The 11,304-nt window shown below is 64.6% G+C and carries 22 protein-coding genes; 1 reads left to right on the forward strand and 21 read right to left on the reverse strand.

From position 1 onward, the window contains the following. Window positions 1-6 precede the first annotated feature (6 nt). The 18 genes from AB3G31_RS12570 to AB3G31_RS12655 all read right to left on the reverse strand — a co-directional run bounded on the left by AB3G31_RS12570 (window position 7) and on the right by AB3G31_RS12655 (window position 9,584). Entirely contained in the window at window positions 7-237 is a 231-nt protein-coding gene (locus tag AB3G31_RS12570) for a hypothetical protein (protein WP_367846420.1), read from the reverse strand. Beyond that, window positions 234-3,065 carry a toprim domain-containing protein gene (locus AB3G31_RS12575; protein ID WP_367846421.1) on the reverse strand — a complete coding sequence of 944 codons (2,832 nt, stop codon included), beginning with the start codon at window positions 3,063-3,065 and terminating at the stop codon, window positions 234-236. Before AB3G31_RS12575 ends, AB3G31_RS12570 begins: the two co-directional genes overlap by 4 nt. 324 nt (window positions 3,066-3,389) lie before the next feature. Next, a complete protein-coding gene (locus tag AB3G31_RS12580; protein ID WP_367846422.1) occupies window positions 3,390-3,518 on the reverse strand; it encodes a hypothetical protein in 129 nt (42 codons plus the stop codon). 68 nt (window positions 3,519-3,586) lie between these two features. Continuing rightward, window positions 3,587-3,973, reverse strand: a complete 387-nt coding sequence (locus AB3G31_RS12585) for a hypothetical protein (RefSeq protein WP_367846423.1) — start codon at window positions 3,971-3,973, stop codon at window positions 3,587-3,589. A gap of 5 nt (window positions 3,974-3,978) precedes the next feature. Then, entirely contained in the window at window positions 3,979-4,296 is a 318-nt protein-coding gene (locus AB3G31_RS12590; protein WP_367846424.1) for a hypothetical protein, read from the reverse strand. After that, on the reverse strand, window positions 4,293-4,670 hold the full coding sequence (locus AB3G31_RS12595) for a hypothetical protein (protein ID WP_367846425.1): 378 nt from the start codon (window positions 4,668-4,670) through the stop codon (window positions 4,293-4,295). Before AB3G31_RS12595 ends, AB3G31_RS12590 begins: the two co-directional genes overlap by 4 nt. A gap of 320 nt (window positions 4,671-4,990) precedes the next feature. Beyond that, window positions 4,991-5,443, reverse strand: a complete 453-nt coding sequence (locus AB3G31_RS12600; protein ID WP_367846426.1) for a hypothetical protein — start codon at window positions 5,441-5,443, stop codon at window positions 4,991-4,993. Further along, window positions 5,440-5,682 (reverse strand): hypothetical protein, encoded by a 243-nt coding sequence (locus tag AB3G31_RS12605; RefSeq protein ID WP_367846427.1) that lies wholly within the window; start codon window positions 5,680-5,682, stop codon window positions 5,440-5,442. Before AB3G31_RS12605 ends, AB3G31_RS12600 begins: the two co-directional genes overlap by 4 nt. Next, entirely contained in the window at window positions 5,679-6,050 is a 372-nt protein-coding gene (locus tag AB3G31_RS12610; protein ID WP_367846428.1) for a DUF4406 domain-containing protein, read from the reverse strand. The genes AB3G31_RS12605 and AB3G31_RS12610 overlap by 4 nt, the downstream gene beginning before the upstream one ends. A gap of 13 nt (window positions 6,051-6,063) precedes the next feature. Continuing rightward, window positions 6,064-6,354: a hypothetical protein gene (locus tag AB3G31_RS12615; RefSeq protein WP_367846429.1), complete on the reverse strand. Its 291-nt coding sequence runs from the start codon at window positions 6,352-6,354 to the stop codon at window positions 6,064-6,066. Continuing rightward, window positions 6,354-6,815, reverse strand: a complete 462-nt coding sequence (locus tag AB3G31_RS12620) for a hypothetical protein (RefSeq protein WP_367846430.1) — start codon at window positions 6,813-6,815, stop codon at window positions 6,354-6,356. The genes AB3G31_RS12615 and AB3G31_RS12620 overlap by 1 nt, the downstream gene beginning before the upstream one ends. After that, window positions 6,815-7,042 (reverse strand): hypothetical protein, encoded by a 228-nt coding sequence (locus AB3G31_RS12625; RefSeq protein ID WP_367846431.1) that lies wholly within the window; start codon window positions 7,040-7,042, stop codon window positions 6,815-6,817. The genes AB3G31_RS12620 and AB3G31_RS12625 overlap by 1 nt, the downstream gene beginning before the upstream one ends. Then, entirely contained in the window at window positions 7,033-7,248 is a 216-nt protein-coding gene (locus tag AB3G31_RS12630) for a hypothetical protein (protein ID WP_367846432.1), read from the reverse strand. Before AB3G31_RS12630 ends, AB3G31_RS12625 begins: the two co-directional genes overlap by 10 nt. 2 nt (window positions 7,249-7,250) lie before the next feature. Then, on the reverse strand, window positions 7,251-7,685 hold the full coding sequence (locus AB3G31_RS12635; RefSeq protein WP_367846433.1) for a hypothetical protein: 435 nt from the start codon (window positions 7,683-7,685) through the stop codon (window positions 7,251-7,253). After that, complete coding sequence (locus tag AB3G31_RS12640) at window positions 7,682-8,395, reverse strand: tyrosine-type recombinase/integrase (protein ID WP_367846434.1); 714 nt, start codon at window positions 8,393-8,395, stop codon at window positions 7,682-7,684. The genes AB3G31_RS12635 and AB3G31_RS12640 overlap by 4 nt, the downstream gene beginning before the upstream one ends. Window positions 8,396-8,497: 102 nt before the next feature. After that, window positions 8,498-8,743 carry a hypothetical protein gene (locus AB3G31_RS12645; RefSeq protein WP_367846435.1) on the reverse strand — a complete coding sequence of 82 codons (246 nt, stop codon included), beginning with the start codon at window positions 8,741-8,743 and terminating at the stop codon, window positions 8,498-8,500. 119 nt (window positions 8,744-8,862) lie between these two features. Next, window positions 8,863-9,333, reverse strand: coding sequence for a phage regulatory CII family protein (locus AB3G31_RS12650; RefSeq protein WP_367846436.1), 471 nt, complete (start codon window positions 9,331-9,333; stop codon window positions 8,863-8,865). A gap of 74 nt (window positions 9,334-9,407) precedes the next feature. Next, window positions 9,408-9,584 (reverse strand): Arc family DNA-binding protein, encoded by a 177-nt coding sequence (locus AB3G31_RS12655; RefSeq protein ID WP_367846437.1) that lies wholly within the window; start codon window positions 9,582-9,584, stop codon window positions 9,408-9,410. 62 nt (window positions 9,585-9,646) lie between these two features. On the opposite strand from AB3G31_RS12655, the gene AB3G31_RS12660 reads away from it, so the two are divergent. Then, on the forward strand, window positions 9,647-10,027 hold the full coding sequence (locus tag AB3G31_RS12660) for a hypothetical protein (protein WP_367846438.1): 381 nt from the start codon (window positions 9,647-9,649) through the stop codon (window positions 10,025-10,027). 4 nt (window positions 10,028-10,031) lie between these two features. Here AB3G31_RS12660 and AB3G31_RS12665 read toward each other — a convergent pair whose 3' ends face one another. The 3 genes from AB3G31_RS12665 to AB3G31_RS12675 are packed head-to-tail and all read right to left on the reverse strand — an operon-like array spanning window position 10,032 to window position 11,303. Further along, window positions 10,032-10,376 carry a hypothetical protein gene (locus tag AB3G31_RS12665; protein WP_367846439.1) on the reverse strand — a complete coding sequence of 115 codons (345 nt, stop codon included), beginning with the start codon at window positions 10,374-10,376 and terminating at the stop codon, window positions 10,032-10,034. A gap of 22 nt (window positions 10,377-10,398) precedes the next feature. Beyond that, window positions 10,399-10,776: a hypothetical protein gene (locus AB3G31_RS12670; protein WP_367846440.1), complete on the reverse strand. Its 378-nt coding sequence runs from the start codon at window positions 10,774-10,776 to the stop codon at window positions 10,399-10,401. Window positions 10,777-10,784: 8 nt separating this feature from the next. After that, entirely contained in the window at window positions 10,785-11,303 is a 519-nt protein-coding gene (locus tag AB3G31_RS12675) for a hypothetical protein (RefSeq protein WP_367846441.1), read from the reverse strand. Window position 11,304 lies beyond the last annotated feature (1 nt).

The raw sequence follows: 11,304 nt of genomic DNA on the forward strand, positions 1-11,304 counted from the left end.
AGCGGGTCATGCGGCACAGCCCTCCACGCAACTGATCACATCGTCCAGCTGGTTCAGTGCTTCATCCAGTTCACCGACCCGTTCGGCCATCGCCTGAGCGCGGTCACCCTGCTGCAGGCTTTCCGGCATGTTCTCCAAAGCGACTTCCTCTTCGTTGCGCAGATCCTCAAGGAACGAGCGCACGTCGGTCAGGCGCTCGGCCAGCAGCGATAGCCGCTTTCGTCGGTCGCTATTCATGCGTGCTCTCCCACCCGATCCATCGGCACCACCGCGTGCAGCCCGTACTGCCGCAGCATCGGCAGGCTGATCCCCACCATGTGCCCTACCCGCTTGCCGTGCACCGTGCGCTCGAAGGTCATGGGCTCGCCGTCGCCCGCCAGGTCGACCATCAGCACACCGGCCAGGCCCAGCTGCTTTTTCAGCGCCCGGTCGCTCTTGATGGGCAGCTCGTCCCAGAACGCCCGCAGGCCGCTGCTTTGGCTCATGTGGTCCATGATGTGGCCGGTGCGGATGCACAGCACCTCCACCTCGTCTTCAAAATCGAACTTGAAGGGGTAGCGGAACTCGCCGCGGGCAATTTCGCTGAGCAGCTTCTCGATGATCCACACCCAGGGGTGGCGCGTGGCCTTGGTTTCGGCGATGTGCAGGTTCATTTGCTTCGTCAAATCGCCCAGAAAGCCGCCGGTGTCCACGTGGATGTCCAGAAACGCACACAGCAGGTGCCAGCCCATGGCCACGCCCGCATAGTTGTTCACCATGCGCTCGGCCCCGGCATCGTCGGCCTTGGCCAGGCTGCTGCCCTGCAACTCGCCCACCAGTTGCTCGTGCAGCGCCAGCACCCGGCGCTTGTCCTGCACCGCCAGCCACTGGATCCACTGGCGCATGGGGAACATGGGGCAATCCGGTGTGATCATCGGGCCGCGCTTTTCCTTGGTCAGGGTGCTGCGGGCAATCTTGCCCTCCAGCCCGTCCACCGGCACGTCCTCGCCGCTCAGCAGCACCGGGGCGCTCATCAAAAACTTACGCTTCAGGCCGATGCCGCGTGAAGTGCTCTCGTATTGATAGCTCTCTTGCAAGGTGCCGACTGCCTTGGTGCGCAATTCTTGCTTGTTGGTGCTGAACTCACCCCAGGCTACCGGCTGGCTGGTGTAGCTCACGCTGCCGATGATGCGGTACTCGCTTTGCAGCGTCTGGCGGCTGAACTGTTTCATGGCCACGGCCGTACCGATGGCCTTTACCACCGCGCTCTTGCCCGCGCCCTTCTCGGCCTGGATCACAAAGTGCGGCCAGTAGCCCAAAAAGGCTTTCAGGTGCGCGCCCAGCGTCCACACCAGCGCAATGGCGGCCTCGTTGTCGGCAAACGTGCCCTGAAACTGCCGCAGCACCTCCACCCCGTGTGCCACCGTGCCGCTGGGAAACGTCAGGTTGTAGTACGGGCACTGCTCGGTAGGTTCGGTAAAAAAGCAGTCGGTGCCCTCGTTCAGCGCCAGCCGCCCGTCGCGCCAGGCCAGGCCCACAAAGTTGATGGCGTCGCGCGCGCCGATGCTGGCCGCCCGCTCCCACACGTTCACCATACGGCTGAAAGGCGTGGGCGCATACACCGGGCCCAGCTTCTTCCACACCTCGATGTTGTGCAGCCGCTCGTCGTCCACTACCACGCGCTGCAGCACCGGGCCGTGGCGGGCGGTTTGCACGCTCAGGGCAAACATGGTGGTGGGCGCGTTGTCCTTGTTGCCCGTCATGGTGCTTTCGTCGCTGGCAATCGACACCCGGGCCACCGCCGCCACGCGGAAGCCACACACGTCGCCAAAGTCGTGCTTTTCCTCGCCGCTCTCTTCGTCTTTGGTGGTCTTGCCGATCATCTTGGTGAAGTCCGGCTGCACCCGGTACTTCCAATACACCATGTAGTCGTGGTGCGGCAGGTACAGCCGGGGCTTGCCCAGCCGGTCGTCGTTGCCCACCATGCCCGGTATCAGCCAGTCTTGCAGCTTGCGCAGCGCCTTGGCCGTGGCATCCACGCCTTTCAGCTTAAGGTAGTCGTTGATGTCGTTGATGGGCGCATCGTCGTCGTCCACCCAGTCGCCCGCATCCACCATCAGGCAGCTGATATCCAGGCCCGTCAGCACCTCGTGCAGCCGCCAAAACGCCTTCAGCCCGGCGCAATAGCCGGTGTTGGGCCCGGTTTCAAACGGCATGTCGTTGTCCAGGCAGCCCAGCACCTGTTTGCCGCGCAGAAACGTCCAGTCGATGGTGTCCACGTTGCCGGTGCCGCGCAGGCTGACCACCGCCGTGCCGGGCAGCTCGCAGCTCTCGATGCTCAGGGCGTTTATGCTGCTTTCCACCACATAGACCGTCTTGGCCGCTTCCAGCTTGCGCCAGTCGCTGCACCACGGGTAGTGCGCCTTCTCACCCTGGCTCTGCGTCTTCACGCCGCCGTTGTCGGCCGGGTTGAAGTAGCGCATGTCCACCGCCACCACCTGCCCCGTCATCTGGCTGCGCACCACAAAGGCGGCGGCCGGGCCGCCCCAGTTCACCTCGCCGCGCTGCGCCGTCTTGCTGTTGTAGAGGTTCAGCCCCAGCGTGCCGCGGGCAATGGCGTGCTCGATGGCCTTGGGCGCAATGCCCCGCTCCACTAGGTAGTTCAGCACCTCGGCCGACCCCTTCACGTCGCGCAGGCAGTTGTCGGCGATGAACTCGGCCCGGCTTTTCTCCACCGGCGCCAGGCGCGGCTTGCTGCCGATGGTTACGCCGTACATGCTAGCCAGCTCTTTCACCGCCGCGGTGAAGTCCAGCCCGCTGTGCAGCATCAGCAGGTCAATCGGCCCGCCGTTTTCTTCGGTGCGAAAGTCCTTCCACTTGCTGCCCTTGCCGCTGCCTGCCGCGTAGCAGGCCAGCGTGGCCGGGCGGTCGGGGTGGTGTGGGTTCTCAAAGCTGCCCTTGCCGCCGGGGCGCTTAAACCCCAGGCGCAGGGCCAGGTCCGCGCAGTCCACCCGTGCGTTCAGTTCCTTCCCCGCTGCCGCCAGTGGAGATTCGCCGCCCGGGCTCTGTAGGTGTTGTGTTGCCATGCTCTTCTTTTAATAGCTGCTCGTGCACAGCGGGTGTGCGCTGGGTGAATAAATCACCCATAACCGCCGTGCGTTCGTTGATCTTGTGGTGTTGCTTGGCCGCCAGCGCGGCAACGGCGTTGGCGACGGCGTGGTGGTAATTCGTACGGGCATCCAGCCTGGCCTGCCAATCACCTCCCGGTGCCCGGCGCATGTCCCGATGGGTCGCAAGCACGGCGCGGCGCAGGACCACCGGCACCATGCGCCAGTGGTCCATGCACATCAGCAGATGTGCGGGGATCTGGTGCTGGCAGCCGGTGGCGGCGCAGGTGTGGATCCTGGCGCTCATTTGTCGTAAACCGACCGCAGATAGGCCGAATACTCCAGCATCGTCCCGCCCAGGGTGCGCCGCTGGTCGTCCGCGTAGGGGAACGGCTCTCCACAATCCACCCCGGCACGAATGAATGCATTCATCGCCGCAGATGCCGCCTCCAGCTTTGCCACAAGAGCCAGGGCAGTCTTTGCTTTGCGCTCCACGGGGCTCAAAACCGCCGCTCCAGTGCAAAGTGCAGCGTGTGCACCTTCGTCGCCTGGACCTTGGGGATGTAGCTCAGCCGCGCCCCCCAGCCGCCCAGGTCCACATAGGCACTGGGCACCACCGCCAGCAGCGGCCCGCCCAGGTAGCCGGTGATGGCCCCCAGTGTCACCGCTGGCCGTACCAGCCCCCAGGCCGGGCCGTGCCACTGGTAGCCCGCGTACAGGCTGGTGCGGCGCACAGAGTTGTAGTACGCCCCGGCGGTCCAGCCGCTGCGCAGCTCAACGTACAGGCCGGGATTCACCGGGTTCAGGTCGTCCACCGGCTGGTGGCCCACGTGGGCGCTGCCCAGATGCAGGCCCATGGCGGCTATGCAGCAAAGGAGATCGGTCATGGCAATCACCCTTGCAGTCGGTGGCGGGTTGTTCCCACGATGCCAGCCTGTGGAAACGGGCTGGGTACCTGCGTCAAGCGCGGTTGTTCAGGCTCCTCTGGTATCGCCAAAAAACTGGACTTATCCTGGCCAGTGGCCTTGATGTATTCAATTTCCACCTTGGCCGAATCAATCAACACCGAAGCAACCTGCGCCACAGCACGGGCACGGTCGGGCTCCATGGGCTTTTCGCGGTTGCGCAGATCGGCCAGCGTGTCCATCAGGTGTGAACGAAGCTGCTGAATGTGTGGCTGTGCCATTGCAAGGCTGTCGGGGGTCGTCATGTTGTGGTCCTTTGGGCCTCGTCGGCCTCACGTTGAATTCGGTTTACCTGGCGCGTGATGGCGCCCTTGATCTGCACCAGCTTGGCCAGCTCGGGCGACTTGCTGCGGGGGTGGTTGCGGCGGATGTTTTCGCCCCGGCTGATGCACTCCACGCAGTCCAGGGTGATGCGCTCCAAAACGGTGGAGGCTCGACCCGGCTTGAAGACCACTATGTGGTTCTTTGGTACCGGGCCATTGGCTTCTTCCCAAATCAGGCGCGCCACCGGATGCCAGCGGACATGGTTGGCACCCGGCAAGTCGTTCACCTTGCGCTCGAGCACGCCGCAAGAGTTGATGCGGTAGCTACCAATGGGCAACCAGGTATGCGGGCGCACACCTGGACGAAACCGGGTCTCCGCGCTACGCCCGCCGGCCACATAGTGCGTACCTTTGTTCCAGGACTCTTGACCAGCTGAAAACCTTGTGGCCGCGCCGCGCTGGCTACCCGTCAGCATGCGGCCGCTCTCGGGGGATGCCAGGAACTCAGCACTTTTGCCGATACCTATACGGCGCGCCTTTGCAGATAGCACAGCATCTGTACACCCGAGTCTTTGGGCGAGTACCCGAGTCTTGACACGGGGAAAATCTTGGCGGATCAGCGCCAATTGCTCAGAGGTCCACACCCATTTGGGGCGGTTGATGCCTCGGCTTTTGGTCATTGGGCACCGCCTTCCACACCCTCCAACGACCGCTGCGGCCGCACCGCCACCACCGTGGCGTAATGCCCCATCGCCAGCGGCTGCAGGGCTTGCTGCCCAATGGTCAAAACCACCCCGAAAGCCTTGGCACGGGCCACCAGCGCCTTGGCCAACTGCTCAATGTTCTCGGCCCCGTCCGCTGGCGCCGCACCTTCAGGCTGGCCGCAAAACGGGCAAAAGCTGAACATCATGTTGATGTGCTTCGTCTGCAACTTGGCCCCGCCCTTCTTCAGCGGGAACATCGCCGCCTGCTTGAACGGCATGTAGGCCTGGGTACGCATGCCAGCGTTACCCAGCAAAAAGGCATAGCCCTCCAGCGAAACACCATGGTCCGAAGCTTCCGGCGACTGTTCCTTGAAGCGTGCCAGCAGCTTGGCCTCGATATCGGCCCGACAGTTGCAATTGCTCATGCGGCACCGCCTTCCGCCCCAACCACCACCAGCCCCACCGGCACCGCAGGCAGCACCTGCACGCTGGTCACAATCCACTGGCCCGGCTTGGTTTTGGGGTGGCTGATTTCGATGTTTTGCGCCACGGCCACGCGCTCGGCGTGGTTTTGGCAGGTGGCCATCACGTCGATGCGGCCATGGGTGCGGCCCGCGCGGCGGCGCATGAAGACGCGGAAGGGTTTCAACTTGGCGTTGTTCATGCTGCCACCTCCGCAGCCGCCGCCACCACACCCGCCACCGGCTCCACCCTGGCAAAGCCGCGCGTCCAGCCTTCAAAATCCCCTTCCGGCGGCACCACCACTAGGTCCAGTGCCGTGGCCACCTGAAACTCCACCCGGGCACCCTTCGACAAATGCCAGCCAGGCAGCAGCAGGATGGCATCCGCAGTCACCAGCTGGGCCAGCGCGCTGCGCATGTAGCCCACCCAGGTCTCGGGCTGGGGCACGGGGTTTTCGGCGGGGTTCAGCGCCTCATGGCCTGCCCGGCGCAGCTTGTCGGCCATGGCGTGGAAGGCGGGGTAGTTGAACCCCGGCAGGCCCGTCATCGGCCCGGCAATGTAAATTTTCATGGTCCCAATCCCCTTAAATATGTGAATGTTCTGCTACAGAAATACTAGCTACCCGTGACCGCTCATCAGGCGCTAGGCCCTCTTTTGGCTCCAAAAATTCGGGCCGCGAAGTGGCAATCCACCAGCCTTCGCCCGCCGCATACGTCACCAGGCCACCGGCCTGCGCCGCCTCCAGGCCCGCATCCACCGCATAGGTCGGCAAATGCAGGGCCAGCGCCATCCAGTCGCGGCCCACGGCCTTTTTCTGACCGCGCAGCAGGTGCAACACCTGGTCGCGCACGGTCTCAATTCGGTAAATCCCCATCACTCGCTCCCTCGCATTGAAAAATCCATCACCGCTTGCACCTGTTTCTGGTGCTGCGCCATAAATTGCGGGCCCGCCCCCGGCAGGGGCAGCACCAGCTCGTACATCACCGGCCCCACGCCGGGCACCAGCTCGGCCACCCCTACGCGGTAGGCCCCGTTGATCTCGCGGCCCAGCACCTGGCGGGCGTGGCCCCCGGCCTGCCGCTTCTGCGCCGCCTGCCGGGCCAGCAGCCCACCCGCCAGCCGGTAGCCCGCCCCGTCGCGCCATTCGGCCTTTGCGTCCACCACCAGGTCGGCCAGCGCGTCTTCCAGCGCCACCGCGCTGGTGCTCAGCCCGCGCACCAAAGTGGCCCGGTTTACCCAGGTGCCTGCGGCCACCAGGCGCTCCACCAGCACCGCGGCCAGCGGGCGGGCGGTGCACGGGGCCAGCGGCGCCACAGCTTTGGCCGCCGCGCCCATCACCAGTCCCCCATGGACTCGTCAAACTGCGCCCGGGTCATGCCCTTGGCTTTCAGCTTGGCGGCCAGGGCTGCATTCACCCCGGCCAGGATCCAGTTGATCTCGGCCGCATCGGCCGCACGGCGCAGCAGGCCGCCGATGCGGTCCACCAGCACCTCGGGCAGCAGCCACACGAACTCCACGCCCAGCAGCACAAACATCGCCAAACGCCACAGCACTACGCGCATAAGGTTCTCCCGGTGATTTGAAAATGGTGGTGGCCGCGGGCCACCAGTTGCAGCACAGGCCGGGCAGGCATGCGCACACAGGCCAGCGAGCGGGGCACGCCCCACAGGCGCTCCACCTGGTCGATGGCATCGCCTACGCTCAGGGCCGACACCCGGGCCTGGTGGCGGTGGCCGGCACGGTCGATGTGGGTTACTTTGAAAAGCATGCTCATGCCCTCCGCAGCTCGGGCAGCTGGCTCTTTTTGCAGCAGCCCTTCAGGCCGATGTCGTAGGCCCAGTGCTCCAGCTCCGCACCCACATTGGCGCTGGGACCCAGGATGGCGTTCAGCAGCACATGGATCTCGCAGTAGGTGTGCTCGGCATCCATGCGCAGTACCACCATGGCCGCCTGGAAGGTGGAGGGGTCGAAACAGCGCAGGTCCGTCAGGTCAAACGGGAAGCGCGGGCCGTTGTACAAGCCCAGCAAGAACTTGGCAGCCCGGATACCTCCACCGGTGTCGGGGCAGCGCTTCACCAGCTTGTAGATCAGCAACGCTGCGGCCTGCTGCTCGGCCGTGTAGCGGCTCAGCGTGCCCATGCGGTCGCGCTCCAGCAGCTCTTCACGGGTGCGCGGTGCAGCCGCTTGTGCCACCGCCGCGCTCACGCCGCCACCCCACTACCCTGCCCTGCCGAGCCCCGGGCCGCTGCCTTGCGCATGCGCCCGCCTGCCACGTTGTGCAGCTCCTGCTCGTACTCTTCGCGGCACATCTGGGTGTAGATGCCGGTGCTGGCAATCGACACATGGCCCAGCGCCTGCTGCGCCACCTTCAGCGGGTTTTTGCCCCGGCTGCGACGGATGATGTTGACGCCCCGGGTGTGGCGCAGCCAATGCGGGCTCACGCCGGGCGGCAGGCCTGCCACCTGGGTCCAATGCGCCATGCGGGCCTGCAGGCTGCGCACGCTCAGGTGCTCCACGGCCACCTGGGCGATATCGCCATCGGCGCCCCACTCGCTGCAGCGGCCCCACAGCAATGGCGGCTCGCCGTCCCAGCCGTGCGCCAGCGCGGGGCGCATGTCAGCGTGCAGCTTCAGCAGGCGCTCCAGGCACTGGCGCACCGGCTCGGTCACCAGGTACTCGTGCCCCTGCTTGCCCCCCTTGCGCTGTGCCTTGGTCAGCACCAGCCAGCCACTGGCCAGGGCCCGTATCGCCTGCGCCTGGCTCAGGGTGGCCAGCTCGTTCACCCGCATGCCCGTCTCGATCAGTAGGCGCATCCAGGCATGGTCGCGCTGCGCCAGCACATCGCTGCAGCCCCGTGCTGCCATCAGCAGCAGCCGTTGCTCCCCGTCCGTCAAATACCGTTTGTTCATTGCCATCGCCGTGTCCTTTGTTTGTAGAAACCCCATCCAGTGCCAGCCCCAAGCCGCCCAAGGCCGCCGCCAGCACCGCCCCACCCAGCCAGTCGCCGCCGCTCGGCATCACCAGCCAAATCTCTTGGCGCGCTGCAGCCGGTTACGCACCACTGCTGCCGCCGCCATCGCCACGCACCGCCCCGTGACCGGGTGCGCCATCAGCGCGTCGAAACTGGTAAACCGTTGCCGCAACACCGCGCTGCTGCGGTACATGGCCAGCGCCACCGCCTGCTGCTGGTCGGGCACCGGCACTGCTGTCAGGGCCTGCACCAATGCCTGTGCATCCGGGTGGTGTTGAAAAAGCTTTGGCATCCGCGTACTCCGCGTTAAAGGCGGCCGCAATCTCGGCCCCAAACAGGGCCGCCAGGTTCTTGGCCAGCCGGTCGCCGCCCAGCTCGTACCCGGCGGGCACGGCGTGGGTGATCTCGTAGTCAGTCATCGAGCAGGCCCTCCAGCCGGGCCACCAGCGTCATCAGGGCGCCGACCACATCGAAGGCCTCGGCCCGGATGGCGTTCAGTGCATGGCGGTTGAAGTTGTGGTCGATCAGGGCAGAGCGCACCACGCTGAGGAACTCGCCATGCTCCGCGCCCAACTTGCACACCAGCTCCAGCAGCGCCTCGTCGCTGTCGCTGGTGTGCGGCCGCACGTCAAACGCCGCCCGGCCAAAGGACTCGTTCATTGCGTCCAGCACCCGCATGTCGCCGGTCAGGCGGGTGGCCAGCATCACGTCGCGCAGCGTGGGCTGGTGGTGCGATTTCTCATCGGCATCGGCCTTGTTGTAGAGCGTGCCGATACGCATGCCCATCTGGACAGCGAGATCAGCAGTGCCCGCTTTGTCCACCAGGTCGCTGAAAGCTCTAAACGGATTTGCCGTTGGCCCCACTTCGTGTTTGGTCGTCATTGGTGAATTTCCCGCTTCGTTTCACTTGTAGTGGCGGGGCGCATGCGCCACAGTCACGCCATGCACCACGCCGCTCATGCCACCACCTCGGCAACCATTGGTTTTTTCGCCTTGAAACTTTCGGAAAGCCGCAGGCATGCCTCGGCATTGCGGCTGCGGCTTTGGGACCGTGCCGCTGCGTCCAGCTTCTTCAACAAAGGGGGAGGTAACCGCAGCAAGGCGGGTACAGGGGTTTTGCTTGGTTTTTTCACTTGTTGATCTCATGTGATTTCATTGCGATATCAAATGGTATCAAACGATTTCACTTTTGTAAATGTTTTTGTTCGCCGTCAAAAGGCATGAAAATCAGCGACCCTTGAAAGCCATGAAATCTGTGGAAAAAAACGACGATTCGCTGTTACTTCGCCTTCCGGCACCGCTCAAACTGGAGTTGATGCGCCAAGCCACGCTCAGCGGAAGGCGCATCACGGCTGAAATAAACATTCGTCTGCGCGACAGCCTTCAAGCCGCTGCAGAACCGCCACCCGCCCCCAAGGTTCATCCCATGAGTCAGCCCCACGCCGCGACGGTGCTGCACATCAACGAAAAAGGCCCGGGCGAAGCCCTTTCGGAGCTCGACCGGGCCATGCTCCGTGTGTTCCACGGCCTGCCACCCGAGAAGCAACTGGCGCTGCTCTCGCTGTTCAAAAACTAAGTCACTACTGACTAGGCGCAGGCCCCTCCTGCAGCAACACCCAGTTGAAGCGGTGCCCCTCGATCTCGCAGCCGCCCGCCAGTTCCTCCAGCCATATGCCCGGTAGCCGGGTGCGCATCAGCCGCAGGTGCGCATCGCTCACGGCGGCATACACGTAGCGCACCCCCTTCTTTGCAAAGGCCGCCAGTCCTTCCTCGGCCAGCATGGCGTAGAAGCCCGGGCCAATCAGGCTGTGGATGAAAGCCCGGTCGCCGATCTGCACCACCTGCAGGCTGCTGCTGGGGTTGACCGTGCCGGGCCGGTCAAACATCAGCACCGTGAATTCACGCGGCAAAGTGACGGTGCGCATGGTGTGGCCAGCCTTTATGGGTTCAACGCGTGGCCGCGTCTACAAACAGCGCGTCCAGCGCCGCGCCGTCCAGCCCCAGCACCTGGGCCATGGCCGCCACCAGGTTGGAGTCGCGCCGCACGCGGGGGCCAAACTCCCACACTTCCCGGGCCTCGTCGCCTGCCAGGCCGGGCATGCTGGCAATGGCCGTTTTGACGGTGGCCAGGTGCCCGGCGTGCAGCAGGGCCAGGCGGGCCTGCACCATCTCGACCACCTGGGGCACGGCGGGGGATGGAGGGGCAAGGTGCGCGGCTACCTCCTCGGGGGTCATGACCACCATGTCGTCGGTGATCAAGTCATCTTGTGTGCCGTCGGCTTCAAAGGCCCACACCTGGCCATCGGGTGTTTTGTAGTACTGCATTTTTTACCTTAGCTCAATTCACGCCAAGCGGATACGGTCGCTCCGCCGTCCACCAGGACCACGTAGCCGGTCGAAGGCGGTATGACGGCTCGCAGCATGTTGGCACCGTACGCGCTGGTGTAGAGGTAGTCGGTCCCAACCCCGCCGATAGAGAGTTGCGCAGTGGAGCCCGGCACCAGAGAGACCACGACGCATATTTCAATAGGGCGCCCCGGTGACGTGTAGTTGACCGACGCAGCCCGGGAGCCAGTCACATCGCGCCATACCTGCCCGGCCCCGATGGCGTTGGCCGCATTGATATTCCAGTTGCCTGTGGCCCCGCCCCCGGTGATGGTGGGCACATCCAGAGCCGTGCGCACGGCTGCAGCGTTGGCGCTGGCCAGCAGCCCTTGCATGAACGAACTGATGTGGTTGCGCAGCAGATTGAACTTGTCAATCAAGTCCAAGGCATCGCTGCGGAACGTGGCCGGGCTGTCGGTGCTGGCATCCGCGTTGGTGCGGTTTACATCGCTTGCCGGGTAGGTCATG

Source organism: Rhodoferax sp. WC2427 (assembly GCF_040822085.1).
GTDB lineage: Bacteria > Pseudomonadota > Gammaproteobacteria > Burkholderiales > Burkholderiaceae_C > Rhodoferax_B.